Raw genomic sequence first — 24,815 nt, forward strand, 5'->3', positions numbered from 1 at the left:
CGCCATCCTAGCTCTATACAAACGTATAAGACGTTTGTATAGTAGTCGCGTGAGTGAGCGTGAGGTTCTGATCTCGGGCGCCGGCGTGGCCGGTCCCGCCCTGGCCCTGGCCCTGCACCGGCACGGTTTCCGGGCCACGGTCGTCGAGCGGGCCCCGGCCCTGCGCGACGGCGGCTACAAGGTGGACATCCGCGGCGCGGCCGTCGAGGTGCTCAAGCGGCTCGGCATGTTCGAGGCGGCGCGGGCCGCCGACACCGCCATGCGCACCGTCACCTACGTCCGCGGCGACAGCCGGCCCGTCGCCACCCTCGACGCGAACCTGCTGATGGGCCGCCGCGGCGACGACCTCGAGGTCATGCGGACCGACCTCGCCCGGATCCTGCACGCGGCCACCGCCGGCGCCGTGGAGTACGTCTTCGGCGACTCCATCGCCTCACTCGACGAGCGGCCCGACGGCGTCGCTGTCACCTTCGCCGGCGGCGCCACCCGGCGCTTCGACCTGGTCGTGGCGGCGGACGGGCTGCACTCGGCGACCCGGCGCATGGCGATGGGCGAGGTGCCGCTGCGGCACCTGGGCGCGTACATCTCGATCTTCGACCTCGACGGCGACCTCGGCCTGGACCACGAGGAGGTCTTCCACGTCGAGCCGGGACGCATGGTCTTCGCCTACAGCACCGGCGCCGGGGAGCCCGCCAAGGCCGGGCTGGTGTTCGCCTCGCCGGTGCTGCCGAGGACCGTGGACGGCCGGCGGGTGCTGCGGGAGCGTTTCGCCGGTGCCGGCTGGCGGGTGCCGTCGTTCCTGGAGAACCTCGACGCGGTCGACGACCTCTACTTCGACTCGCTCAGCCAGGTGGAGCTGCCCCGCTGGTCGGCCGGGCGGGTCGTGCTGCTCGGCGACGCCGCGCACTGCCCGGCTCCCTCGTCGGGGCAGGGCACGAGCCTCGCGCTGGTGGGGGCGTACGTGCTGGCCGGCGAGCTGGCGAAGGGGGACGGGCCCGCGGCGGCGTTCGCCCGCTACGAGGCGGTCATGCGCCCGTACGTGGCCCGCAACCAGGAGCTGGGCCGCAAGATGGCGGGCGACATGGTGCCCGGCGGGCGGGTCAAGGTCGCGCTGATGCACCATGCGATGCGCACCCTGCGGTTCAACCCGTGGAAGCGGCAGATCATCGAGCAGGTCACCCGCCCGGTGCACCTGGCGGCCAACGCCATCGAGCTGCCCTCGTACCCGATGGCGGCGGCCGTCTGAGGGGTCACTTCGCCGCGGCGTGCTCCTTGCGGATCGCCTCGGCCAGGTGGGCCGGCATCGGCTCGTGCCGGGCGTACGTGCGGGTGAACGTGCCCGCGCCCGAGGTGAGCGCGCGCAGCTCCACGGCGTAGCGGACCAGCTCGGTCGCGGGCACCTCGGCGCGCACGAGGCTGTGGCCGCCGTCGCCCTCGGTGCCCATCGGGCGGCCGCGGCGGCCGGACAGGTCGCTCATCACCGCGCCGACGTACGTCTCCGGCACCCGGACGACGACCTCGTCGACCGGCTCCAGCAGCGTGATCTGACCCTGCTCGGCGGCCTCGCGCAGGGCCAGTGCCCCGGCGGTCTGGAACGCGGCGTCGGAGGAGTCGACACTGTGCGCCTTGCCGTCGACCAGCGTCACCCGCAGATCGACCACCGGGTAACCGGCGACGATGCCGCGTTCCAGCTGGGCGCGTACGCCCTTCTCCACGGACGGGATGTAGTTGTGCGGCACCGCGCCGCCGACCACCTTGTCCACGAACTCGAAGCCGGCGCCGCGCGGCAGCGGCTCCACCTCGATGTCGCAGACGGCGTACTGACCGTGCCCGCCGGACTGCTTGACGTGCCGGCCGTGGCCCTTGGTGGCGGTGCCGAACGTCTCGCGCAGCGACACCTTCACCGGCTCGGTGTCCAGGTCCACGCCGCCCGCGCGGAGCCGGTCCAGCACGACGTCGGCGTGTGACTCGCCCATGCACCACAGCACCAGCTGGTGCGTCTCGGGGTTGCGCTCCAGCCGCATCGTCGGGTCGCCGGCCACGAGCCGGGCCAGGTTCTTGGCGAGCGCGTCCTCGTCGGAGCGGGACTTGGCGACCACCGCGATCGGCAGCAGCGGCTCGGGCATGGACCACGGCTCCATCAGCAGCGGCTGGTCCTTGCCGGAGATCGTGTCGCCGGTCTCCGCGCTGCCCGACTTGGTGATCGCGCAGACGTCGCCGGCGATGCAGGCGGAGACCTCCCGCAGCTGCGCGCCGAGCGGGGAGTAGATGTGCGCGATGCGCTCGTCGGCGTCGTGGTCGGGGTGGCCGCGCTCGGTCAGGCCGTGACCGGAGACGTGCACGGCGGTCTCCGGGCGCAGGGTGCCGGAGAAGACCCGGACCAGCGAGACCCGGCCGACGTGCCGGTCGATCGTCGTCTTGACCACCTCGGCGACCAGCGGGCCCTGCGGGTCGCAGGTCAGCGGCGGGCGCGGGCTGCCGTCCACGCCGGTGACCACGGGAAGGTCGTGTTCCAGCGGCGAGGGTGCGCCGTTGACCAGGCCGTCGAGCAGGGCGTCGAGCCCGACGCCGGTGCCGGCGCAGACCGGGAGGACGGGGTAGAAGTTGCCGCGGGCGACCGCCTTCTCCAGGTCGGGCACGAGCGTGTCGGTGCTGATCAGCTCGCCGCCGAGGTAGCGGTCCATGAGGGTCTCGTCCTCGCTCTCGGCGATGATCCCCTCGATGAGCTGGTTGCGGTCCTCCTGGATGGGGTTGAGGTGCTCGGGCTCGGCCTCGGTGCTGCGCGGCGGGTAACCCTCGGAGTAGTCCAGCACCCGGAGGGTCACCAGGCCGATGAGTCCGGCGATCGAGGTGCCGTCGTCGCCCAGCATCGGCTGGTAGATCGGCATGACGTTCTCGCCGAAGGCGTCCTGGCAGTCCTGCAGCGTCTGCTCGTAGTCGGCGCGGGGGTGGTCGAGCCGGGTGATCGCGACCGCGCGGGGCATGCCGACGGCGGCGCACTCCTCCCACAGCGCGGTGGTCGCCTCGTCGACACCGTCCACCGCGGAGACCACGAACAGCGCGAAGTCGGCGGCGCGCAGCCCGGCGCGCAGCTCACCGACGAAGTCGGCGTACCCGGGGGTGTCCAGCAGGTTGATCTTCACGCCCTGGTGCGTGACGGGCGCGCACGCCAGGGCCACGGACCGCTGCTGCCGTACGGCAGCCGGATCGTGATCACAGACCGTGGTGCCCTCGGCCACCGTGCCCGTCCGGGGGATCGTGCCGGTCGCGGCGAGCAGTGCCTCGACGAGCGTCGTCTTCCCCGAGCCGGAGTGGCCCACCAGCACCACGTTGCGTACTCTGCCGGGCTCGGTCACCACCGGGCCTGCCGCGTTGTCCTGCGTCTTCTGCGCCATTGCGGGACGCACCTCCCTTTCAGCCCGGTAGGCGGCCATTCTCCGCCGGCCCGTCAGGTGCGGCGATGGCGGCCTGCTGTCACACGGGTGTTTCCGCGCTGTCATTGGATCTGACACCCGCCGCAGCGGGACACGCAACCCCCAGTAGTCATGCCGTCGCGGGACCGAGGTCCCGGGTGACGATTCGGCGACGCGTGACCGGGGCCGTACCCAGTCGTCGCGGTCGCCGATAGGGTGGGACCCCCATGGCAAAGATCGTCAACGTGACCGCCCGTGCTGTCTTCTCGTACGGGATCAACCCCGTCGCCCGCTTCCTGCTGCGGATCGGTGTCACGCCGAACGCGGTCACCGTCGCGGGCACCGTCGGCGTGCTCTTCGGCGCCTCCTTCGGCGCGCGCGGCGAGCTGTTCTGGGGCACCGTTGTGGTGACCGCCTTCGCGCTCACCGACGCCCTCGACGGCACGATGGCCCGCATGCGCGGCGGCACCGGGCACTTCGGCGCCCTGCTCGACTCGTCCATGGACCGCATCGCCGACGGCGCGGTCTTCGGTGCGGTCGTCTACTACCTCGCCACCGAGCACAACCCGTACAACGGGGTGTGGGCGGCGCTCATCTGCCTGGTCGGCGGGCAGGTCGTCTCGTACGTGAAGGCCCGCGCCCAGAGCCTCGGGCTCAACGCCGACGTGGGCCTCGCCGAGCGCCTCGAACGCCTGCTGATCGTGGGCGTCGGCGGCCTGCTCGGCGCCGCGGGGCTGGACTGGGGCCTGCCCGCGGCGCTCTGGGTGCTCGCCGTCCTCTCCGTCGTCACGGTCTTCCAGCGGCTGATCCACGCGTCGCGTTCCGACCGGCCCGACGCCGCGCCGCCCGCGCCCGTGCAGCCCGCGGGTGATCTCCCGTGAAGGACCGGCTCACCGAGCTGGGCTACGCCGCGGGATGGCGGCTCGCCCGCACGCTCCCGCTGCCGGCGGCGCGGGCGCTCTTCAACGCCGGCGCCGACCGGGCCGCGCGCGGCAACGGGCCCGGCACCCAGCGGCTGCGCCGCAACCTGCGCCAGGTGGTCGGCCCCGAGCTGCCCGACGCCGAGCTGGACGAGCTGGTCCGGGCGGGGCTGCGCTCGTACGCGCGCTACTGGATGGAGGCCTTCCGGCTCCCGTCACAGTCGAAGAAGGACTTCCTGCGCGACTTCAACCTGCTCGACGAGGCCGAGATCGACGAGGTCATGGCCCAGGGCAAGGGCGCGGTCCTGGCCCTGCCGCACACCGGCAACTGGGACGCGGCCGCCGCCTGGCTCGTCTCGAAGGGGCACCGGCTGATCACCGTCGCCGAGCGGCTCAAGCCCGAAGGGCTGTTCGAGCGCTTCGTGGCGTACCGGGAGAAGCTCGGCATGGAGGTCGTGCCGCTGACCGGGGGCCAGCGTGCGCCGCTCGACGTGCTCGCGGAGCGGGTGGCCGACGGCTGGGCGGTGGCCCTGCTCGCCGACCGCGACCTGTCGGCGCGCGGTGTCGAGGTCGAGTTCTTCGGTGGCCGCACCCGGATGCCGCCCGGGCCGGCCCTGCTCGCGCTGCGCACCGGCGCCCCGCTCTACGCCGTCGACCTGTGGTTCACCGAGAAGCAGACGGTGGGCACCATCCGCCGCGTCGAGCCGGCCGCGGAGGGCGCGCTCGACGTACGCGTCAGACAGACCACCCAGCTGCTCGCGGACGCCTTCGCCGAGGGCATCGCCCGGCACCCGCAGGACTGGCACATGCTGCAGAAGATGTGGCTCACCTCGGCCGCCCGGGTCTGAGGGGGCGGTCCAGCGTGCGGATCGGGATCGTCTCGCCGTACTCCTTCGACGTGCCCGGCGGCGTCCAGAACCACATCGTCGACCTGGCCGAGGCGCTGATCGGGCTCGGCCACGAGGTGAGCGTGCTGGCCCCGGCCGACGAGGACGCCGCGCTGCCGCCGTACGTGGTGTCCGCGGGGCGGGCGCTGCCGCTGCCGTACAACGGCTCGGTGGCCCGCATCGCGTTCGGCCCGGTCTCCACCGCGCGGGTCCGGCGCTGGCTGGCCCGCGGCCGCTTCGACGTGCTGCACGTGCACGAGCCGATGACGCTGAGCCTGTCCATGCTGGCGGTGCTGTCGGCGCGGGGGCCGGTGGTGGCCACGTTCCACACCGCGATGATCCGGTCCCGGGCGCTCTCCGCCGCACAGGGGCTGCTGCAGCTTGTCGTCGAGAAGATCACCGCGCGGATCGCGGTCAGCGAGCTGGCCCGCAAGGTCCAGGTGGAGCACCTCGGCGGCGGCGCCGTGGAGATCCCGAACGGCGTGGCGGTGGCCAAGTTCGCCACGGCGCAGCCGTTGCCGGGCTGGCCGGGCGAGGGCGGCGCGCTGGGCTTCCTCGGCCGCTTCACCGAGCCGCGCAAGGGCTTCGAGCTGCTGCGGACGGCCTTCGTCACGCTGGCCCGCGACCGCCCCGGCCTGCGCCTGCTGGTGGCCGGCCCGGGCGACCGCGACGAGCTGTACGACGGCATCCCCGCCGGCCTGCGGCCCCGCGTGGAGTTCCTGGGCCTGGTCAGCGAGGCCGACAAGGCCCGGATGCTGCGCAGCGTCGACGTGTACGTGGCACCGAACACCGGCGGCGAGTCGTTCGGCATGATCCTGACCGAGGCGATGGCGGCCGGCGCGGCGATCGCGGCCAGCGACCTCGACGCCTTCCGCCGCGTGCTCGACGGCGGCCGGGCCGGGGCGCTGTTCCCGACCGGTGACGCCGCCGCGCTCACCGGCCTGCTCGGCGAGCTCCTCGACGATCCCCATCGTCGCTCCGAGCTGGCGCAATGCTCACTCACTGTAGTCAAGTCCTTCGACTGGCCCGTGGTCGCGAAACGGGTCCTCGAGGTCTACACGACCGCGATCGAGGCCACCGACGGACGGGTCTTCGACGACGAGTGGGCCGAACCACGCCCCGGGACGTGACTCTCCGACACGATCAGGCACTACGATGCCCGGCATGTGGTGGCTTGTGGCGACGCTCGCGGTGGTCTCTGTGCTCGCGGCGTACCTGGCCTGGACCGCGCACCGCGTCGAGCGGGTCCACGTCCGCGCCCAGTCGGCGTCCCGGGCGCTCGACGCGCACCTGCTGCGGCGCGCCGCAGCGGCGGCCGTGGTCGCCGAACGCACCGACTTCGTCGAGCTGTACGCGGCCGCCCGCCTCGCCCTGGACGCCGCTCCCGACGAGCGCGAGGCGGCGGAGAACGACCTGACCCGCCAGCTGCAGGACGCCTCGCTCGCCGCGTCCGACCCGGCCGCCACCGCGCTGGTGGTCACCAGCCGCCGGGTGGCCCTCGCGCGCCAGGTGCACACCGACCACGTCCGCGACGCGCTCACCGCCCGCCGCCGCCCGGTCGTGCGCCTGATGGGCCTCGCCCGGCAGTACGAACGCCCCCGCTACTTCGACATCGTGGACCCGACGCTGCCCGATCTCCTGCCCGTGGCGCCGCGCCCGGCCGGCCCGGTGGAGACCGCCGCGGCCCGCATCCCGGCAGTCTGAGCGACCCCGAGCAGGCCCCGTCCGACCACCCCACCCGCCACCCACAGAAGGACTGAAGGCCACTTGGGGGTCGATTGGCCATCGGAGTGGCCTGCCGCGGCGCATAAAATTCCTCGCGAACCCGATCTCTGTGAGGAGCCGACCCATCGTGTCCGAGAGCGCGACCGACAGCCAGCCCACCACCGGTACCGCCCGCGTGAAGCGCGGCATGGCCGAGATGCTCAAGGGCGGTGTGATCATGGACGTGGTCACCGCGGAGCAGGCCAAGATCGCCGAGGACGCCGGCGCCGTCGCCGTCATGGCCCTCGAGCGGGTGCCCGCCGACATCCGCGCCCAGGGCGGGGTGTCCCGGATGAGCGACCCCGACATGATCGACGGCATCATCAACGCCGTCTCCATCCCCGTCATGGCCAAGGCCCGGATCGGCCACTTCGTCGAGGCCCAGGTGCTGCAGTCGCTCGGCGTCGACTACATCGACGAGTCCGAGGTGCTGACCCCGGCCGACTACGCCAACCACATCGACAAGTGGGCCTTCACGGCGCCCTTCGTCTGCGGCGCCACCAACCTCGGCGAGGCGCTGCGCCGCATCACCGAGGGCGCGGCGATGATCCGCTCCAAGGGCGAGGCCGGCACCGGCGACGTCTCCAACGCCACCACCCACATGCGCACGATCCGCGCCGAGATCCGCCGGCTCACCTCGCTGCCCGAGGACGAGCTCTTCGTCGCCGCCAAGGAGCTGCAGGCGCCGTACGAGCTGGTCAAGGAGGTCGCCACGCTCGGCAAGCTGCCGGTCGTCATGTTCACCGCGGGCGGCATCGCCACCCCCGCCGACGCGGCCATGATGATGCAGCTGGGCGCCGAGGGCGTCTTCGTGGGTTCCGGCATCTTCAAGTCCGGCAACCCGGCCCAGCGCGCCGCCGCCATCGTCAAGGCCACCACCTTCCACGACGACCCCGACGTGATCGCCAAGGTCTCCCGCGGCCTCGGCGAGGCGATGGTCGGCATCAACGTCGAGGACGTCCCGCAGCCCCACCGCCTCGCCGAGCGCGGCTGGTAGAGCGACCCGTTGCCGCGCCGGTCCCGGTGACCGGCGCGGCACCATGCCCGGAGGCACGATGACCATCGGAGTGCTCGCCCTGCAGGGCGACGTCCGCGAACACCTCAGCGCGCTCGCCGAGAGCGACGCCCTCGCCCGGCCGGTACGCCGCCCCGAGGAGCTCGACGGCGTCGACGCGCTGGTGATCCCCGGCGGCGAGTCCACCACCATGAGCAAGCTCGCCGACACGTTCGGGCTGCTCGAGCCCGTGCGCAAGCGCATCGCCGGCGGCATGCCCGTCTACGGCTCCTGCGCCGGCATGATCATGCTGGCCACGACCGTCCTGGACGGCCGCCCCGACCAGGAGACCTTCGCCGGCATCGAGATGACCGTGCGGCGCAACGCCTTCGGCCGGCAGGTCGACTCGTTCGAGGCGGCCGTGCGCATCGACGACGTGCCCGGCGGTGACTTCCACGCCGTCTTCATCCGTGCGCCCTGGGTCGAACAGGTCGGCGGCGACGTCCGGGTGCTGGGCCGCGTCAGCGACGGACCCGCCGCCGGTAGGATTGTCGCCGTCCGGCAGGGGAACCTGCTCGCCACGGCTTTCCACCCGGAGCTGACCGGGGACCTCCGCGTTCACCGGTACTTCGTCGAGATGGTCCGCCAGGCCGCAGACGCACGGTAGGCACACACGGAGGTTACGTATGTCCGGCCACTCAAAGTGGGCGACCACCAAGCACAAGAAGGCCGTCATCGACGCCAAGCGCGGCAAGATGTTCGCCAAGCTGATCAAGAACGTCGAGGTGGCGGCCCGCGTCGGCGGTGGCGACCCGGCCGGTAACCCCACGCTCTACGACGCCATCCAGAAGGCCAAGAAGAGCTCGGTGCCCAACGACAACATCGACCGCGCGGTCAAGCGCGGCTCCGGCCTGGAGGCCGGCGGCGCCGACTGGCAGACCATCATGTACGAGGGGTACGGCCCCAGCGGCGTCGCGATGCTCATCGAGTGCCTGACCGACAACCGCAACCGCGCGGCGACCGAGGTGCGCACGGCGCTGACCCGCAACGGCGGCACGTTCGCCGACGCCGGCTCGGTGTCGTACCTGTTCAACCGCAAGGGCGTGATCATCGTCCCCAAGGGCGGGCTGTCCGAGGACGACCTCATGCTCGCCGTGCTCGACGCCGGCGCCGAGGAGATCAACGACCTCGGCGACTCGTTCGAGGTGGTCAGCGAGCCCGGCGACCTGGTGGCCGTCCGCAAGTCGCTGCAGGACGCCGGCATCGAGTACGACTCCGCCGAGTCCTCGCTGGTCCCCACGATGACCGTCCCGGTCGACGAGGAGGCCGCGCGCAAGGTCTTCAAGCTGATCGACGTGCTCGAGGACTGCGACGACGTGCAGAACATCTACGCCAACTTCGACGTCAGCGACGAGATCATGGCGGCGCTCGACGCCTGACCGAAGCTTGTCGCGGCCGCCCGGATCCTGTCCGGGCGGCCTTCGTCGTTCACGCCGCGCTCGAGGCCGCCGACATGAAATGGACCAGGTAACCGAAGAGCAGCACGACCCCGATGCCCGCCCGCGTGTACCGCCACCACACGTACCGCCGGTAGGCGTGCACCCACGCGATCTCCGCCTCGGCGACCACGCCGACCTCGTCGCGTACCGTCGTCGGCAGCAGATCCGCCAGACGCTGCGCGACCGTCACCGCCACCGCGCGCGACGGGGCCTCCTCGGTCTCTGCGGCAGCCGCGGGCGACGGCCGATACCAGTCCAGCGCCTCCGCGGACGGGCCGACCGTCACCTCGACCGGATAGATCTGCTCCTCGCGCCACTGCTTGGTCCGCTCCTCCATCCGGTGCGCCAGATACGGGCCCGTCACGTCGTGCCCGCGCAGCCAGCCCTCCCAGCGCAGCCGGCGCCAATGCACCGCCAGGTCCGTGAGCACGTCGATCGCCAGCGCGTCCGAATACCGGTCACCGCCGGACAGGCGCGCCGCCTCCTCGCGCAGACCGGCGAGCCGATCCGCCACGAACGCGATGAACTCCGGTGGCGGCTCGTCGTGCATCGGCGGGAACAGATGAGCCACAGCAGTCCTCCCACCCCATCGTCGAGTGGCGGCCGTCACAACACAACCCTGCCGATCTGCGTACCCGTCGTGTGTCGCTCGAAGCGGGCAGGTCGCGGCGTACTAGGGTGTCGAACACACGTACGTGAGACAGGGGAGGTCCGTGGTGCGCGTGCTCGGCATCGACCCGGGACTCACCCGCTGCGGAGTCGGCGTCGTGGAGGGCGTGCCTGGCCGGCCCTGCAAGCTCATCGGCTACTACGTCGTCTACACCGAACCCGACGACGAGCTGCCCATGCGGCTGCTGCACCTCGACACGTCCCTCACCGAGCTCGTCGCGGAGCACCGCCCCGACAGCGTCGCCGTCGAGCGCGTCTTCAGCCAGCACAACACCCAGACCGTCACCGGCGTCGCCCAGGCCAGCGGCATCGGCATCCTCGCCGGAGCCCGCGCCGGACTGCCCGTCGAGACCTACACGCCCAGCGAGGTCAAAGCCGCCGTCACCGGCTCCGGCACCGCCGGCAAGGCCCAGGTCACCAGCATGGTCACCCGCCTGCTCAACCTCGACGGGCCACCGCGGCCCGCCGACGCCGCCGACGCCCTCGCCATCGCGATCTGCCACATCTGGCGCGGCGGCACCCGCGCCCGTCTGCAGGCCGCCGCCGTCCGGGCCGCCACCGCCGGCCGCCGGGCCGCGCCGCGCCCCGCTGTCCGCCGTACCCCAGGAGGTCCTCGATGATCGCCAGCGTGCGCGGCACGGTCGCCGCGATCGCCGCCGACAGCGCCGTCATCGAGGTCGGCGGCGTCGGCCTCGCCGTGCAGTGCGCCCCCGGCACCCTCTCCGGCCTGCGCACCGGGGCCGAGGCGCGGCTCGCCACCAGCCTCGTGGTCCGCGAGGACTCGCTCACCCTGTACGGCTTCGCCGACGACGACGAGAAGCACCTCTTCGAACTGCTCCAGACCGCCAGCGGCGTCGGCCCCCGCCTCGCCCAGGCGGTGCTCGCCGTCCACCAGCCCGAAGCGGTGCGCCGCGCCATCTCCGCCGGCGACATCGCCGCGCTGACCCGCGTGCCCGGCATCGGCAAGAAGGGCGCCGAACGCCTCGTCCTCGAGCTCCGCGACCGCATCGGCGCCGTCTCCACCGGCGCCGACGGCGTGGCGGGCGCGCTCAGCGGCGGCTGGCAGGACCAGGTCCGCCAGGGCATCCTCGCCCTCGGCTGGTCCGCGCAACAGGCCGACCAGGCGGTGGCGGCCGTCGCCGAGTCCGTCGACGGTGAGACACCCCCGGTCCCGGTCCTGCTCCGCCAGGCGATCCGCCTCCTGGGCCGCACCCGATGACCGACGACCTGGTGTCGCCGTACGCCGAGGACGAGGACCTGGACGCGGAAGCCAGCGTCCGCCCGCGCCGCCTCGCCGACTTCATCGCCCAGCACCGCGTGCGGGATCAGCTCGAGTTGCTCCTCAAGGGAGCGATGGGCCGCGGGACCCCGCCGGACCACATCCTGCTCTCAGGCCCGCCCGGCTTGGGCAAGACCACGCTGGCGAACATCGTGTCGGCGGAGCTGGGTACGGGGATCCGGACCACCAGCGGGCCGGTGATCGAGCGGTCCGGTGACCTCGCCGCGATCCTCACCAGCCTGGGCCCCGGCGACGTGCTGTTCATCGACGAGATCCACCGCATCGCGAAGCCCGCCGAGGAGCTGCTCTACAGCGCCATGGAGGACTTCCGGGTGGACGTGATCGTGGGCAAGGGCCCCGGCGCCACCGCGATCCCGCTCGACGTCGAGCCGTTCACGCTGGTCGGGGCCACGACGCGGGCCGGGCTGCTGTCCGGGCCGATGCGCGACCGGTTCGGGTTCGTCGCCCATCTGGACTTCTACTCGCCGGCCGATCTGGACGCGCTGCTGCACCGCTCGGCGCGCATCCTGGGAGTGCCGATCACGCCCGAGGGGGCCGCGGAGATCGCCGGGCGGTCGCGGGGAACACCGCGGATCGCCAACCGGCTGCTGCGGCGCGTACGCGACTACGCCGAGGTCCGGGGCAATGGCATCGTGGACGAGGAGACGGCGAAGGCGGCCCTGGCCGTGTACGACGTCGACCAGCTCGGGCTCGACCGGCTGGACCGGGCGGTGCTGCGGGCGTTGATCGAGTCGTTCCGGGGCGGCCCGGTGGGCCTGTCCACGCTGGCCGTGGCGGTGGGGGAGCAGTCCGACACCGTCGAGGAGATGTGCGAGCCGTTCCTGGTGCGCGCCGGGCTGCTGGCCCGGACGCCGCGGGGGCGGGTGGCGACCGACGCCGGATGGCGGCACCTGGGCAGGACGCCGCCGGAGGGGCGGGCGGGGATGCCGCACCAGCCGGACCTGTTCGCCCGGGATGCGGATTCCTCTCCGTAATGTGAACGTGACGTGTGCCGCGCGGTGACTTCCCAGGTACAGGGATTAGACTCGCCGCCGTCCACCGGGATGTATATGTCGCCACACCGCGTGCCCTGGGCCGCGATGGTGGCCCCACGGAAGGTTTCCTCGTGTTCTCAGCAGCTCAAGCGCAGGGCGGGAGCAGCTTCATGCCGCTCCTCCTGATCGTCCTGCTCTTCGGCGTCATGTACGTCATGATGATCCGCCCGCAGCAGAAGCGGCGCCGCGAGGCGCAGGCGATGCAGTCGGCGCTCGGTCCCGGCGACGAGATCGTGACGATCGGCGGCCTGCACGCCACCGTGGTCGCGATCGACGACGACGTCGTCACGGTGGAGATCTCCCCGGGTGTCACCGCCCGGTACGCCCGCCCGGCGATCGCCCGCGTGCTCAAGCAGGAGCCCGTCGCGGAGGAGCCGATCGAGGCCCCGGTTGCCGAGGAACCGATCCAGAGCCCCGTCGTCGAGACGCGCAAGAACAACGACTGATTCCGCGTCGTGTGGCCGCCGGCCGGGCGGCCACACCGGCGCGGATCGCGCACGGGCCACGGGTCGGGGCACCCGAGCGGCCCGTTTGTTGTGAATAATCATGCTCCACCCACATCCCCACCCGCGGCCGCGCGCTCCCGTGGCGGCTCTCAGCACGAGGAGATCGACAGTCGTGGCACGACCACCACAGGGACAACCGCATCCCGGGCGGCAACTCGCCGTGCTCGGTTTCCTCTTCGTGATCCTTTACGTGCTGGTGTTCTGGGGTCCAGGCACCAAGGGCCTGGGCTATCAGGAGCGGCTGCACCCGAAGCTCGGCCTCGACCTGGTCGGCGGCACCCAGGCGACGTACGTCGCGTCCCTGGCCGGCGGCAAGGCGCCGAGCCCGGAGAGCATGGAGGAGTCCCGCAAGATCATCGATCAGCGGGTCAACGCCCTGGGCGTCGCCGAGGCCGAGGTCGTCGTCGAGGGCAACCGCAACATCGTGGTCTCCGTCGCCGGCGAGGAGAACGACCAGCTGAAGAACGTCGGGCAGGCCGCGCAGATGCGGTTCCGCAAGGTGCTCAAGGCGACCGGTGACAACGCCGCGGTCGCCGTGAACCCGCCGTCGGCCGCGCCGAGCGCCGCGCCGAGCGGGAGCGCCGCTCCCAAGCCGAGCACCTCCGCCGGAGCCAAGGCCCCGGCCGTGACCGGCAGCGCCGCGCCGTCCGCCTCGTCCGGCGGCCAGGGTGGCGGCGAGCGGGCGCCGTCGCCGAGCGCCACCCCGTCGGCCCCGGCGGCCACCCCGTCGGCAACTCCCGCCGCACCGCTGCCGGTCAGCGCCAGCGTTCAGGAGCAGCGGGCCGCGATCGAGAAGAAGGTCGGCGCGGAGGCCTGGGCGGCCGCGGAGAAGCTGAGCGACCCGGTCGACCTCTCGTCCGACCCGACCGCGGGCCAGAAGTTCAAGGCTTTCAGCACGCTGACCGGCGCCGAGGTCAACGCGCTGACGCCGGAGATGCAGTTCAACGTCCCGACGATCAGCTGCGACCAGCTCAACAAGCGCCCGGCCGGCGCCATCGACGAGGTCAAGTCGAAGGTGGTGGCCTGCCAGAGTGGCGCGAAGATGCTGCTCGACGTCGCCAAGGTCGTCGGTACGGACATCGACACCGCGTCGCCGCAGCTCGACCAGCAGAGCGGCCAATGGGTCGTCTCGCTGGACTTCACCGGCCCCGGCCAGTCCAAGTGGACGGCGCTGACCCGCGAGGCCTTCCAGCCGGCCGCGAACGACACCTGCCTCACCGCCGCGCAGGCGCTGTCCACCGGTGCCACGCACTGCCTGGTCGCCGTCGTGCTCGACAAGGAAGTCATCTCGGCGCCGGAGATCCAGGGCGTGCTCAGCGGCCAGTCGCAGATCACCGGGCAGTTCAGCTCGGCCTCGGCCAAGCAGCTCGCCGACCAGATCAAGTACGGCGCGCTGCCGGTCACGTTCGAGGCGGGCACCACGCAGACGGTGACGGCGACGCTGGGCCTCGCGCAGCTGAAGGCGGGCTTGATCGCCGCCGCGATCGGCATGGGCCTGGTCGCGATCTACGCGTTCTTCTACTACCGGCTGCTGGGCTCGGTCATCTTCCTGAGCCTCGTGCTGTCGGGTCTGCTGACCTTCGGCGCGCTGGTGGTGCTCGGCCGTACGACCGGGTTCACGCTGACGCTCGCCGGTATCGCCGGTTTCATCGTGTCGCTCGGTGTCGCGGCGGACTCGTTCGTCATCTACTTCGAGCGCCTCAAGGACGAGATCCACGAGGGTCGCAGCGCGCGTAGCGCCGTACCCCGGGCGTGGGCCCGGGCGCGGCGTACGATCATCTCGGCCAACACCATCACCATCATGGCGGCCGTAGTGCTCTACGTCGTGTCGATCGGCGCGGTGCGAGGCTTCGCGTTCGCGCTGGGCCTCTCCACGGTCCTGGACCTCGTGGTGGTGTTCCTGTTCCGCCACCCGATCATGACGTTGTTCGCGAGCACGAAGGCGTTCCTGTCGCCGCGGGTCAGCGGTCTGGGCCGTGTCCTGCAGCGCACCCCGACCGAGAAGGAGGCCTGAGATGGCCATGAGCCTTGGTGAACGCCTCTACCGGGGCGAGGCCAACCTCAACATCGTCGGCCGCCGCAAGACGTGGTTCGCGGTCGCCGCGGCGCTCGTCCTGCTCGCGATCGGCAGTTTCGCCGTCCGCCAGTTCCACCTGGGCATCGAGTTCTCCGGCGGCACCCAGTTCGAGCTGCCGGCGCAGGTCGGCAGCACCACCGCCGCGCGCAACGCCGTCGTCAAAGCCGTGAACAGCGCCGGCGTCGGCGAGGAAGCGAACGTCACCGCGGCACAGCAGGTCGGCAGCGGCGACAGCCGGACGTACTCGGTGCGGACCGCGGCGCTGTCGCAGGAAGAGGCCAACTCGGTCAAGGACGCCATCGCCAAGGACCTGGGCGTGCCGTCCGAGAAGATCAACGACAACCGGGTGTCGGCGGCGTGGGGTGGCCAGGTCACCCAGCAGGCGCTGCTCGGCCTCGGCATCTTCCTGGTGCTGGTGCTCGGCTACCTGATCGTCCGGTTCGAATGGCGGATGGCGGTCGCGGCGGTGACGTCGCTGCTGCTCGACCTCGTGCTGACGGCGGGCGTGTACTCGCTGGTCGGCTTCGAGGTCACCCCGTCGACGGTGATCGGCTTCCTGACGATCCTCGGCTTCTCCCTGTACGACGTCGTCGTGGTGTTCGACAAGGTGCAGGAGAACACCCGGGGCATCACCGCGGGCAGTTCGCAGACGTACAGCGAGGCCACCAACCTGGCGGTCAACCAGACCCTGATGCGCTCGATCAACACCGGCCTGGTGGCGCTGCTGCCGGTCGGCGGCCTGCTCTTCATCGGCGCCGGCCTGCTCGGCGCGGGCACCCTGAAGGACCTCGGCCTGGTGCTCTTCGTCGGCATGGGCCTCGGCGTGCTCTCCTCGATCATGTTCGCGGCGCCCATGCTGTCCGCGCTCAAGGACCAGGAACCGCGCATCAAGTCCCACAACGCCCGCGTCCTGGCCCGCCGCTCGTCGGCCCGCTCCGGCGACGTGGCCCGCGGCGACCGGTCCCGTGCGGGCGCCGGTGCGGGTGCGGGTGCGGCCCAGTCCGGCACGGACGAGGTCCCGGCGCTGGCCGGCTCCACCCCGTCGGCGACGCCCCGCCCGGGCGCCCGGCCCGCGGGCAAGCGCAACCGCGGCGGCGGCGCGGGCAACCGGCCGAGCGGCGGTCAGAAGCGCCGCTGATCCGGATCGCTCCCACGGCGGCCCGCCACCCTCGCGGTGGCGGGCCGCCGTGGCGTTCGGGGCCCGTTTGGCGACCGCCGCCTGGCCTGGCTCGGCTCGGCGCGACCGGGCCCGCCTCGGCCTGAGTCGGCTGGGCCCCGGCCCCGGCCCCGGCCCGGCTCGGCCCTGGCTCGGCTCGGCCCTGGCTCGGCTCGGCCCTGGCTCGGCTCGGCCCCGGCTCGGTCCGGCCCCGGGCTCGGCCTGGGTCAGCCGGCCCGGCTCGGGCCGGCCTCGGTCGGGCCGGCTCGGCTGGGGCGGGTTCGGTGGCGTGCGTGATGTCCCGCGTTGGTTGCGGCGCCGGGTGCGGACCGCTGGCCTGGCGTCGTTCCCGGGCCGGCATCGTCCGCGGCCTGGCGTTGGCCCCGGGCCGGCGTCGTCCCGGGCCGGCCGGGGTGGCGCGGCAGGGGTGGCTCGGCGGGCGGAGCCGCGCGTCGTGGGGCGACGCCCTAGGCTGTCCCGCGTGACGGATACTGCTGCAGAGGTACGGGGGGACAGCGGCCCCGAGGTTGCCGCGCTGGTCGCGAGCCGGGTCGTCGATGTTCCCGACTTCCCGAAGCCGGGGATCCTCTTCAAGGACCTGATGCCGCTGTTCGCCGACGGCGACGTGTTCCACGCGGTGATCGACCGGATCATCGCCCACCACGGCGCCGACTCGTTCGATGTGGTGGCCGGGGTGGAGGCGCGCGGGTTCGTGCTGGCGGCCGCCGTGGCGTACGCGACCGGTAAGGGCGTCGTGCCGATCCGTAAGGCCGGGAAGCTGCCGCGGGACGTGTTCTCCGCCTCGTACGCCCTCGAGTACGGCGAGGCGACGCTCGAGGTGCACCAGGACGCCTTCATCGCCGGTCATCGGGTGCTCGTGCTGGACGACGTGCTCGCGACCGGGGGTACGGCCGGGGCGGCGCTGGAGTTGGTGGAGCAGGCCGGTGGGACGGTCGCCGGCCTGACCGTGCTCATGGAGCTGGGGTTCCTGGGCGGGCGGGAACGGCTGGCTCCCCGTACGGTGCATGCGCTGTTGACCGTTTGATCCTGCTGTGGCCGGATGGTGGCACTGTTTCCGGCCGCCAGGCCGGGCCGCCGGGGAAGTCCGGGCGGGTAGGATGGCGTTTCCAACCAGGTGAGCAGTAGCGACGTGAGGAGGCCGGTGTCCAGCGACGTCGCCCCTCCGACGGAGGGCACGGTGCAGCCGACCGACGCGACCAAGGCTTCCACGCCGCCGAGTGACTCGGCGGCGCCGGCGAAGCCTGACGGAGCTACCCCGACCAAGCCGACGAATGCCGCCAGACCGGCGAGTCCCGCGACGCCGGAGGTGACGTCCGCCGCCGGTTCGGCGACCGCCCCGGTCCCGGCCGCCGCTTCCACGCGTGCCCCGGCGACCGAAGCCGCCACCACCGAAGCCGCCACCACCGGACCCGCAACGGCCGGAGCTGCATCCGCGCGCCCCGCAACCACCGAAGCCGCACCCCCACGCACCCCGGCCACCGGACCCGCAACCGGCGGAGCCGCACCCGCACACCCCGCGCCCACCGGCAGCGCACCCATCGGAGGCGCGGGGGCAGGAGGCACGCCCACCGGAGCCAAGCCTGCCGGAGCCAAGCCCGCCGGAGGCACGGCCGCCGGAGGCACGGCCGCGGGAGCTCGCGCCGCGGGGACCCCGGTCGCCGATCCGGAAGCGACCCAGCCGCTGGCGCCCGGCGAGGAGCCGGCCAGCACGTTCGGCGGGCTCGCCAGCGCGCCCACCGGCCGCCGCGTGCGGGCCCGGCTGGCGCGGTTCAACGCTCCCTGGCAGAGCACGCAGGTGAGCGAGGTGCTCGAGCCGCTGATCGCCACGCACCGGGCCAGCCACCCGAAGGCCGACGGGCGGGCGCTGCAGCGTGCCTTCGACGTCGCCGCGCGCTGGCATTCCGGGCAGTATCGCAAGTCCGGCGACCCGTACATCACGCATCCGCTGGCCGTGGCGACGATCCTGGCGAACCTGGGCATGGACACCACGACGCTGGTGGCCGCGCTGCTGCACGACACGATCGAGGACACCGACTACAGCCTCGAGCAGATGCGGGCCGACTTCGGTGGCGAGGTCGCGCTGCTCGTCGACGGCGTCACGAAGCTGGACCGGGTCAAGCTGGGCGATGCGGCCAAGGCCGAGACGATCCGCAAGATGGTCGTCGCGATGGCCAAGGACCCGCGCGTGCTGGTCATCAAGCTGGCCGACCGGCTGCACAACATGCGGACGCTGACCTTCCTGCCGCGCGCGAAGCAGGAGCAGAAAGCCAAGGAGACGCTGGAGATCCTGGCTCCGCTGGCGCACCGCCTCGGTATGAACACGATCAAGTGGGAGCTCGAGGACCTCGCGTTCGGCACGCTGTTCCCGAAGCGGTTCGAGGAGATCAACCGCCTGATCGGCGAGCACCAGCCGCAGCGGGAGGCGCTGCTGCGGCAGGTCACCAACCGGGTGAGCCTCGACCTCAAGTCGGCGAAGATCAAGGCGGAGACCACCGGCCGGCCGAAGCACCTGTACTCGATCTACCAGAAGATGATCGTGCGGGGCCGCGACTTCAACGACATCTACGACCTGGTCGGCGTGCGCATCCTGGTCGACACGGTCCGCGACTGCTATGCCGCGCTGGGCGTCATCCACGCGAACTGGCAGCCGGTGCCGGGCCGGTTCAAGGACTACATCGCGATGCCGAAGTTCAACATGTACCAGTCGTTGCACACGACGGTCATCGGGCCGACCGGCAAGCCGGTCGAGATGCAGATCCGGACCTTCGCGATGCATCGTACGGCGGAGTTCGGCATCGCCGCGCACTGGAAGTACAAGGAGCAGAAGGGCGCCACGATCGTCGGGCCGCCGGCGCACATCGACGAGATGACGTGGCTGCGCCAGCTGCTGGACTGGCAGCGGGAGGCGAGCGACCCCAGCGAGTTCCTGGACGCGTTGCGCTTCGACCTGTCCAGCCAGGAGGTGTACGTCTTCACGCCGAAGGGCGACGTCATCCCCCTGCCGACGGGTTCCACGCCGGTGGACTTCGCGTACGCGGTGCACACCGAGGTCGGCCACAAGACGATCGGCGCACGGGTCAACGGCAAGCTGGTGCCGCTCGAGTCGACGCTGTCCAACGGCGACGTCATCGAGATCTTCACCTCGAAGTCGGCGACGGCCGGTCCGACGCAGGACTGGCTGGGCTTCGTCAAGAGCCCGCGGGCGCGTACGAAGATCCGGCAGTACTTCAACAAGGAGCGCCGCGAGGAAGCGATCGAGATCGGCAAGGAGGCGATCGTCAAGGCGATGCGCAAGCAGGGCCTGCCCCTGCAGCGCATGCTGACCAGCGAGAACCTCACCACGATCGCCCGCGACCTGCACCTGGCCGACGTGTCGTCGCTGTACGCGGCGGTCGGCGAGAGCACCGTCTCCGCGCAGTCGGTGGTCGGCAAGCTCGTCGCCGGCTTCGGCGGCGAGGAGGGCGCGGTCGAGGACATCGCCGAGACCGCCGTCGCGACCCGGCCGCCGCGCAACCGCAGCACCGCCAACGACCCGGGCGTGGTCGTCAAGGACGTCAGCGACGTGTGGGTGAAGCTGGCCCGCTGCTGCACCCCGGTGCCCGGCGACGCCGTGTTCGGCTTCGTCACCCGCTCGGGCGGGGTCAGCGTGCACCGCGAGGACTGCGCCAACGCCGAGGACCTGCGCGCGCAGCAGGAGCGGGTGGTGGAGGTCAGCTGGAAGCCGACGTCCGCCTCGACGTTCCTGGTCGCCATCCAGGTGGAGGCGCTGGACCGGCACAAGCTGCTCGCCGACGTGACGCGGGTGCTGTCGGAGGAGCGGGTGAACATCCTGTCCGCGACGGTCACCACGACCCGCGACCGGGTGGCGGTCAGCCGCTTCACGTTCGAGATGGCCGACCCGAAGCACCTGGGTCACCTGGTGGCCGCCGTACGCAAGGTGGACGGTGTCTTCGACGCCTACCGGGTGACGTCCGGCGCATAGCGGCACGGAAAAGGGCGGACCCCCGAGGGGGCCCGCCCTTTCTGCTGTCCGGGTGTCAGGCCGCGGTCATCGTGAGCGTCTTGATGTCCACTTCCTGCTTCGGGTGGCCGTCGCCCTTGCCGTTGGCGTCGTCGCTGCCCTTCTTCGCCACGTTCTCCACGATGTCCAGGCCCTTGGTGATGGTGCCGAGGACGGTGTAGTCGGCGGGCAGGTCGGTGTCGGCGTACACGATGAAGAACTGGCTGCCCGTCGTGCTGGGGGCCTGCGTCTTGGCCATGGCGATCGTGCCCTTGGGGTACGTCGGCTTGGCGTTGGTCGGCAGGTTCTCCTCCGGGTACTTGAAGTTCGGGCCGCCCTGGCCGTCGGTCTGGCGGTAGCCCTTGCCCTTGGCGTTGGGGTCGCCGCACTGCAAAACCTTGATGCCGGCGGTGGTGAGCCGGTGGCACTTGCTGCCGTCCCAGAACTTCTTGCTCGCCAGGTACGTGAACGCCGCGCCGGTGCAGGGGGCCTTGGACAGGTCGACCGTGGCCGTGATCGGGCCGAGGTTGGTGTCCATGGTGAGCGTGCTCTTGCCGGTGTTGGGCGCGTTGGCCGGGGGCGTGCCGCCGGTGTCCTTGATCTGGGCGCCGCTGCTGCCGTCCTCCGGGATCCACTGGCAGGCCACGGTGCCGGGCGGCGGCGCGGAGGCGCGGGGGGACTTGTCGTCGTCGTTGCCGAGCGCGCTGACGATCCAGACTGCGGCACCGGCGATCACGATGACCGCGATGGCGGAGCCGATGATGGCCTGCCGCTGGCGCCGCTTCTTCGCGGCGGCGGCACGCTCCGCCATCTCCTTCTCGAGGCGGGCCCGCGCCGCCGCGCGCTGCCTGTCCTTGATCGACGACACGGTGTTCCTCCTGTATGCCTGCGTGCGTTGGCTGCGGTCGGTGGGAGTGTGCTCCGAAAAACTCAGGACTGGCTGGATGCGGACGGGGCGGGTGCCGACGGGGTCGTCTCCGCGCCCGTGGCGCTGGGCTCGCCGACGGTCACGCTCTGAACCGTGATCTTGTCTTTCGGCTTGACCTTGTCGCCGGCGGTGTTCGCCACGGTCGGGACCTTGGCGATCGCGGCCACCGTCTCCATGCCGCTGGTGACCCGGCCGACGATCGGGTACTGCGGTTCGCCCTTGGGGGTGAAGTCCTTGAAGAAGATCAGGAACTGGCTGCCGTTGCTGCCCGGCGGGTCGCCGATCAGGGCGACGGTGCCCTTCGGGTACAGCGGGGCGGCCGGGGTCTTCGAGGGCGCCGCCGAGGCGCTGGGCTCCGGGGTCGGCGCCAGCGGCACGTTCTCGTTGTAGACGCTGTACGTGGGGCCGCCCTGCCCGGTGCCGCTCGGGTCACCGCAGCGGACCGCGCCCTCGGTGGTGATCTCGTGGCAGGTGGTGTTGTCGTAGAACTGCTTGCCCGCCAGGTACGCCAGGTCGGCGGCGCTGCACGGGGCGTTCTCCAGGTCCAGGCTCACCACGATCGGCGCGCCCTTGTCGGTGGTGATCGTCATCGGCCGGCTGCCCGCCGTCGGGATGCCCTTCGTGGGCGGCTCGCCGACGTCCTTGAGGTTCTTGTTGGTCTCGGCGTTCTGCGGCGTCCACGCGCAGACGTCGGAGTCCGCCGCGTCCGTCGCGGTGTCGTCGCTGTCGAACGCGCCCCCGAGCCAGGCGATGCCGGCCACGATGAGGATGAGGGCGGCCGCGGCGCCGAGCCCGGCCTGGATCTGCCGCCGCCGGCGCTGCCTGGCGGCCCGGCGCGCCAGCTGGCGATCGAGCTTCTCCCGAGCCAGTTTCCGCTGCCGGTCCTTGCTGGAGACCACCTGGGAATTCCCTTCTCACGCTCGGCGCACGTGCGCCACGCCACACGCCCGCAAGAGTGTACGGGTAACGCCTGAGAATGTGGTGTGCGAGGTTCCGTGACGGTGTGTACGGTGCGTCCCGCTAGGCTCTGACGGGGAACGTGACAGCTCGAGAGGGGTGCGGAGTGCTCGTCACCGGCTTTCCGGCCGAGGCCTTCGGCACCAACTGCTACGTGGTGGCCGCGGGGCCCGGTGAGCAGTGCCTGGTGGTGGATCCCGGCATCGGCGTGCTCGACCGCCTGGACGAGGTGCTCGCCCAGCACCGGCTGCACCCGGCCGCGGTGCTGCTGACCCACGGGCACCTGGACCACACGTTCTCCGTCACGCCGGTCTGCGGCGCGAAGGGCATCACCGCGTACGTGCACCCGGCGGACCGCGAGATGCTCGCCGATCCGGCCAAGGGCCTGAGCATGGACCTCAACGAGCTGCTCGGCGGCCGGTTCTCGTACGCGGAGCCCGAGGACGTCGCGGAGCTGACCGACGGCGCCACCCTGAGCCTCGCCGGCCTCGAGATCACCGTCGACCACGCGCCCGGCCATACCGGCGGGTCGGTGCTGTTCCGGCTGCCGGCCGCCGGCACGCCGTGGGAGGCCGAGCAGGTCTGCCTCTCCGGTGACGTGCTGTTCGCCGGCTCCATCGGACGCACCGACCTGCCGGGCGGCAGCACCGACGCGATGACGGCCAGCCTGCGGGACAAGGTCCTGCCACTGGCCGACGACACGGTCGTGCTGCCCGGCCACGGGCCCGAGACGACGATCGGCCGTGAGCGCGCGACGAACCCGTACCTGCGGGGGCTGACTGCCGCGCCCGGCCGCGGACTGTAGGAAGAGACGAGAGACAGTGCCCATTTCCGGCTTCCCCGAGTGGCTGCCGCGGCAGCGGATGATCGAGCAGTACGTCCTGGACAAAATCCGGTCCACCTTCGAGCTGTACGGCTTCGCCCCGCTCGAGACCCGGGCCGTGGAGCCCTTGGAGACCCTGCTCAGCAAGGGCGAGACGTCCAAGGAGGTCTACCTGCTGCGCCGCCTGCAGGAGGACCCGGCCGCCGGCGGCGGCGACGACCAGCTCGGCCTGCACTTCGACCTGACCGTGCCGTTCGCGCGGTTCGTGCTGGAGAATTCCGGCAAGCTGCAGTTCCCGTTCCGGCGCTACCAGATCCAGAAGGTGTGGCGCGGCGAGCGCCCGCAGGAGGGCCGCTACCGCGAGTTCCTGCAGGCCGACATCGACGTGGTGGACCGCGACACGCTGCCGTTCCACTACGACACCGAGATGCCCCTGGTCATCGGCGACGCGTTCCGGTCGCTGCCGATCCCGCGGGCCACGATCCTGGTCAACAACCGCAAGGTCTGCGAGGGCTTCTACCGCGGGCTCGGGCTGAGCGATCCGGAGCAGGTCCTGCGTACGGTCGACAAGCTCGACAAGATCGGCCCGGAGAAGGTGGCCGCCCTGCTGGTGGAGACGGCCGGCGCGACCGACGCGCAGGCCGCGGCGTGCCTGCGGCTGGCGGAGATCTCGGCGACCGACGGGTCCTTCGTGGACGCGGTCCGCGCGCTCGGCGTGGACGACCCGTTGCTCGACGAGGGCCTCGAGGAGCTCCTGCGCGTGGTGGAGGCGGCCGCGGAGCACGCGCCCGGCCTGATCCGCGCCGAGCTGAAGATCGCCCGTGGCCTGGACTACTACACCGGCACCGTCTACGAGACGCAGCTGGAGGGGTACGAGCGCTTCGGCTCCATCTGCTCCGGCGGCCGGTACGAGAACCTGGCGTCCGCCGGCAACGAGCGCTTCCCGGGCGTGGGCATCTCGATCGGGGTGTCCCGCATGCTCGGCCTGCTCTTCGGCCACGACGCGCTGACGATCTCGCGCAGCGTGCCCACCTGCGTCGTCGTGGCACTGCCCAATGAGGAGCTGCGCGGGCGCTGCGACCGGATCGCCCAGTCCCTGCGCGCGCGCGGGATCAGCACCGAGGTGGCGCCGACGGCGGCGAAGTTCGGCAAGCAGATCCGTTTCGCCGAGCGGCGCGGCGTGCCGTTCGTGTGGTTCCCCGGCGCCGACGGTGAGCCGGACACCATCAAGGACATCCGTTCCGGCGAGCAGGTGGAGGCCGACGCCGGGAGCTGGACCCCGCCGGACGCCGACCGGAACCCGCTGATCAGCGCCGGGTAGGCGGTTCGAGGATCATGCACGTGGAGGTGGCGTGCGCGACCAGGCGCCCCTGAGCGTCGGTCATCCGGGCCTCGGCGAGGGCGGTGCGCCGCCCTCGCTGCAGGACGGTGCCGGTGGTGGTCAGCCGTCCGGAGTCGAGAGTCGCGGGGCGCAGGAACTTCACCGTGAGGTCGAGGCTGGTGTAGCCGACGCCGGCCGGCAGGGTCGAGTGCACCGAGCAGGCGGCCGCGGTGTCGAGCATCGTGGACAGCACGCCGCCGTGCACGGTGCCCAGCGGGTTGTAGTGGAACTCCTGCGGGTCCAGGTGGACGGTGACGCTGCCCTCGCTCACCTCCATGCCGCCCATGTCGATCAGCCGCATGACCGGGGGAGCGGGTAGCTCGCCGCGGGACATCGCCTGCAGGAGCTCCAGCCCGGAGCGCTCGCCGGCCAGGTCCGCGTGCACGGCGGGGTCGGTCCACTCGAACGTCCGGCTGCGCGCGCCGCTCTGAGTCTGCGTCATGGACGCAGGCTGCCACGGGCTTGCTGTGTCTGTCAACGAGACCT

23 protein-coding genes are annotated in these 24,815 nt (G+C 72.0%); 18 read left to right on the top strand and 5 right to left on the bottom strand.

Annotated features, from left to right (window positions below; translation table 11 throughout):
• Positions 1 to 49 precede the first annotated feature (49 nt).
• Positions 50 to 1,246 carry an FAD-dependent monooxygenase gene (locus tag COUCH_RS13025; protein WP_249612344.1) on the top strand — a complete coding sequence of 399 codons (1,197 nt, stop codon included), beginning with the start codon at positions 50 to 52 and terminating at the stop codon, positions 1,244 to 1,246.
• A 4-nt stretch (positions 1,247 to 1,250) separates the two neighbouring features.
• Here the strand turns inward: COUCH_RS13025 and COUCH_RS13030 are convergent, their stop codons facing one another.
• The gene (locus COUCH_RS13030) at positions 1,251 to 3,395 is read right to left on the bottom strand and encodes an elongation factor G-like protein EF-G2 (protein WP_249612345.1); all 2,145 of its coding nucleotides are present in this window, start codon (positions 3,393 to 3,395) and stop codon (positions 1,251 to 1,253) included.
• Positions 3,396 to 3,640: 245 nt separating this feature from the next.
• Between COUCH_RS13030 and pgsA the strand changes: the two genes are divergently transcribed.
• The 7 genes from pgsA to COUCH_RS13065 all read left to right on the top strand — a co-directional run bounded on the left by pgsA (position 3,641) and on the right by COUCH_RS13065 (position 9,417).
• Positions 3,641 to 4,294 carry a phosphatidylinositol phosphate synthase gene (gene pgsA / locus COUCH_RS13035; protein ID WP_249612346.1) on the top strand — a complete coding sequence of 218 codons (654 nt, stop codon included), beginning with the start codon at positions 3,641 to 3,643 and terminating at the stop codon, positions 4,292 to 4,294.
• On the top strand, positions 4,291 to 5,181 hold the full coding sequence (locus tag COUCH_RS13040) for a phosphatidylinositol mannoside acyltransferase (protein WP_249612347.1): 891 nt from the start codon (positions 4,291 to 4,293) through the stop codon (positions 5,179 to 5,181). The genes pgsA and COUCH_RS13040 overlap by 4 nt, the downstream gene beginning before the upstream one ends.
• 14 nt (positions 5,182 to 5,195) lie before the next feature.
• The gene (locus tag COUCH_RS13045; RefSeq protein WP_249612348.1) at positions 5,196 to 6,350 is read left to right on the top strand and encodes a glycosyltransferase family 4 protein; all 1,155 of its coding nucleotides are present in this window, start codon (positions 5,196 to 5,198) and stop codon (positions 6,348 to 6,350) included.
• A gap of 25 nt (positions 6,351 to 6,375) precedes the next feature.
• Complete coding sequence (locus tag COUCH_RS13050; RefSeq protein WP_249612349.1) at positions 6,376 to 6,924, top strand: hypothetical protein; 549 nt, start codon at positions 6,376 to 6,378, stop codon at positions 6,922 to 6,924.
• A gap of 145 nt (positions 6,925 to 7,069) precedes the next feature.
• The gene (pdxS, locus tag COUCH_RS13055) at positions 7,070 to 7,981 is read left to right on the top strand and encodes a pyridoxal 5'-phosphate synthase lyase subunit PdxS (protein WP_430640977.1); all 912 of its coding nucleotides are present in this window, start codon (positions 7,070 to 7,072) and stop codon (positions 7,979 to 7,981) included.
• Between the two features lie 58 nt (positions 7,982 to 8,039).
• Positions 8,040 to 8,645, top strand: coding sequence for a pyridoxal 5'-phosphate synthase glutaminase subunit PdxT (gene pdxT, locus COUCH_RS13060; protein ID WP_249612350.1), 606 nt, complete (start codon positions 8,040 to 8,042; stop codon positions 8,643 to 8,645).
• A gap of 19 nt (positions 8,646 to 8,664) precedes the next feature.
• Positions 8,665 to 9,417: a YebC/PmpR family DNA-binding transcriptional regulator gene (locus COUCH_RS13065; RefSeq protein ID WP_199513571.1), complete on the top strand. Its 753-nt coding sequence runs from the start codon at positions 8,665 to 8,667 to the stop codon at positions 9,415 to 9,417.
• Positions 9,418 to 9,466: 49 nt separating this feature from the next.
• On the opposite strand, the gene COUCH_RS13070 is transcribed toward COUCH_RS13065, so the two are convergent.
• Positions 9,467 to 10,048 carry a hypothetical protein gene (locus COUCH_RS13070; protein WP_249612351.1) on the bottom strand — a complete coding sequence of 194 codons (582 nt, stop codon included), beginning with the start codon at positions 10,046 to 10,048 and terminating at the stop codon, positions 9,467 to 9,469.
• Positions 10,049 to 10,193: 145 nt separating this feature from the next.
• Here COUCH_RS13070 and ruvC point away from each other — a divergent pair, with 145 nt between their 5' ends.
• From ruvC to COUCH_RS13110, 8 genes are all read left to right on the top strand, one after another.
• Positions 10,194 to 10,766, top strand: coding sequence for a crossover junction endodeoxyribonuclease RuvC (ruvC, locus tag COUCH_RS13075; protein ID WP_249613683.1), 573 nt, complete (start codon positions 10,194 to 10,196; stop codon positions 10,764 to 10,766).
• Positions 10,763 to 11,365, top strand: coding sequence for a Holliday junction branch migration protein RuvA (gene ruvA, locus COUCH_RS13080; protein ID WP_249612352.1), 603 nt, complete (start codon positions 10,763 to 10,765; stop codon positions 11,363 to 11,365). The genes ruvC and ruvA overlap by 4 nt, the downstream gene beginning before the upstream one ends.
• Positions 11,362 to 12,420 (top strand): Holliday junction branch migration DNA helicase RuvB, encoded by a 1,059-nt coding sequence (gene ruvB, locus COUCH_RS13085; RefSeq protein ID WP_199513568.1) that lies wholly within the window; start codon positions 11,362 to 11,364, stop codon positions 12,418 to 12,420. Before ruvA ends, ruvB begins: the two co-directional genes overlap by 4 nt.
• A gap of 131 nt (positions 12,421 to 12,551) precedes the next feature.
• Positions 12,552 to 12,926, top strand: coding sequence for a preprotein translocase subunit YajC (yajC, locus tag COUCH_RS13090; RefSeq protein ID WP_430640926.1), 375 nt, complete (start codon positions 12,552 to 12,554; stop codon positions 12,924 to 12,926).
• 172 nt (positions 12,927 to 13,098) lie between these two features.
• Positions 13,099 to 15,000, top strand: coding sequence for a protein translocase subunit SecD (gene secD / locus COUCH_RS13095; RefSeq protein WP_249612354.1), 1,902 nt, complete (start codon positions 13,099 to 13,101; stop codon positions 14,998 to 15,000).
• A 1-nt stretch (position 15,001) separates the two neighbouring features.
• Complete coding sequence (gene secF, locus COUCH_RS13100) at positions 15,002 to 16,201, top strand: protein translocase subunit SecF (protein ID WP_249612355.1); 1,200 nt, start codon at positions 15,002 to 15,004, stop codon at positions 16,199 to 16,201.
• A 499-nt stretch (positions 16,202 to 16,700) separates the two neighbouring features.
• Positions 16,701 to 17,264, top strand: a complete 564-nt coding sequence (locus tag COUCH_RS13105; protein ID WP_249612356.1) for an adenine phosphoribosyltransferase — start codon at positions 16,701 to 16,703, stop codon at positions 17,262 to 17,264.
• A 513-nt stretch (positions 17,265 to 17,777) separates the two neighbouring features.
• Complete coding sequence (locus tag COUCH_RS13110; protein WP_346016004.1) at positions 17,778 to 20,222, top strand: RelA/SpoT family protein; 2,445 nt, start codon at positions 17,778 to 17,780, stop codon at positions 20,220 to 20,222.
• A 55-nt stretch (positions 20,223 to 20,277) separates the two neighbouring features.
• On the opposite strand, the gene COUCH_RS13115 is transcribed toward COUCH_RS13110, so the two are convergent.
• Positions 20,278 to 21,108 (bottom strand): peptidylprolyl isomerase, encoded by an 831-nt coding sequence (locus COUCH_RS13115; protein WP_249612357.1) that lies wholly within the window; start codon positions 21,106 to 21,108, stop codon positions 20,278 to 20,280.
• A gap of 62 nt (positions 21,109 to 21,170) precedes the next feature.
• Entirely contained in the window at positions 21,171 to 22,067 is an 897-nt protein-coding gene (locus COUCH_RS13120) for a peptidylprolyl isomerase (protein WP_249612358.1), read from the bottom strand.
• Positions 22,068 to 22,231: 164 nt separating this feature from the next.
• Here COUCH_RS13120 and COUCH_RS13125 point away from each other — a divergent pair, with 164 nt between their 5' ends.
• Together COUCH_RS13125 and hisS are read left to right on the top strand one after the other, a co-directional pair.
• Positions 22,232 to 22,930 carry an MBL fold metallo-hydrolase gene (locus tag COUCH_RS13125; RefSeq protein ID WP_249613685.1) on the top strand — a complete coding sequence of 233 codons (699 nt, stop codon included), beginning with the start codon at positions 22,232 to 22,234 and terminating at the stop codon, positions 22,928 to 22,930.
• 16 nt (positions 22,931 to 22,946) lie between these two features.
• On the top strand, positions 22,947 to 24,269 hold the full coding sequence (gene hisS, locus COUCH_RS13130) for a histidine--tRNA ligase (RefSeq protein ID WP_275980101.1): 1,323 nt from the start codon (positions 22,947 to 22,949) through the stop codon (positions 24,267 to 24,269).
• Here hisS and COUCH_RS13135 read toward each other — a convergent pair.
• A complete protein-coding gene (locus COUCH_RS13135; protein ID WP_249612359.1) occupies positions 24,256 to 24,771 on the bottom strand; it encodes a PaaI family thioesterase in 516 nt (171 codons plus the stop codon). The genes hisS and COUCH_RS13135 overlap by 14 nt on opposite strands.
• Positions 24,772 to 24,815: the final 44 nt, after the last annotated feature.

It is taken from the genome of Couchioplanes caeruleus (assembly GCF_023499255.1).
Taxonomy (GTDB): Bacteria; Actinomycetota; Actinomycetes; order Mycobacteriales; family Micromonosporaceae; genus Actinoplanes; species Actinoplanes caeruleus_A.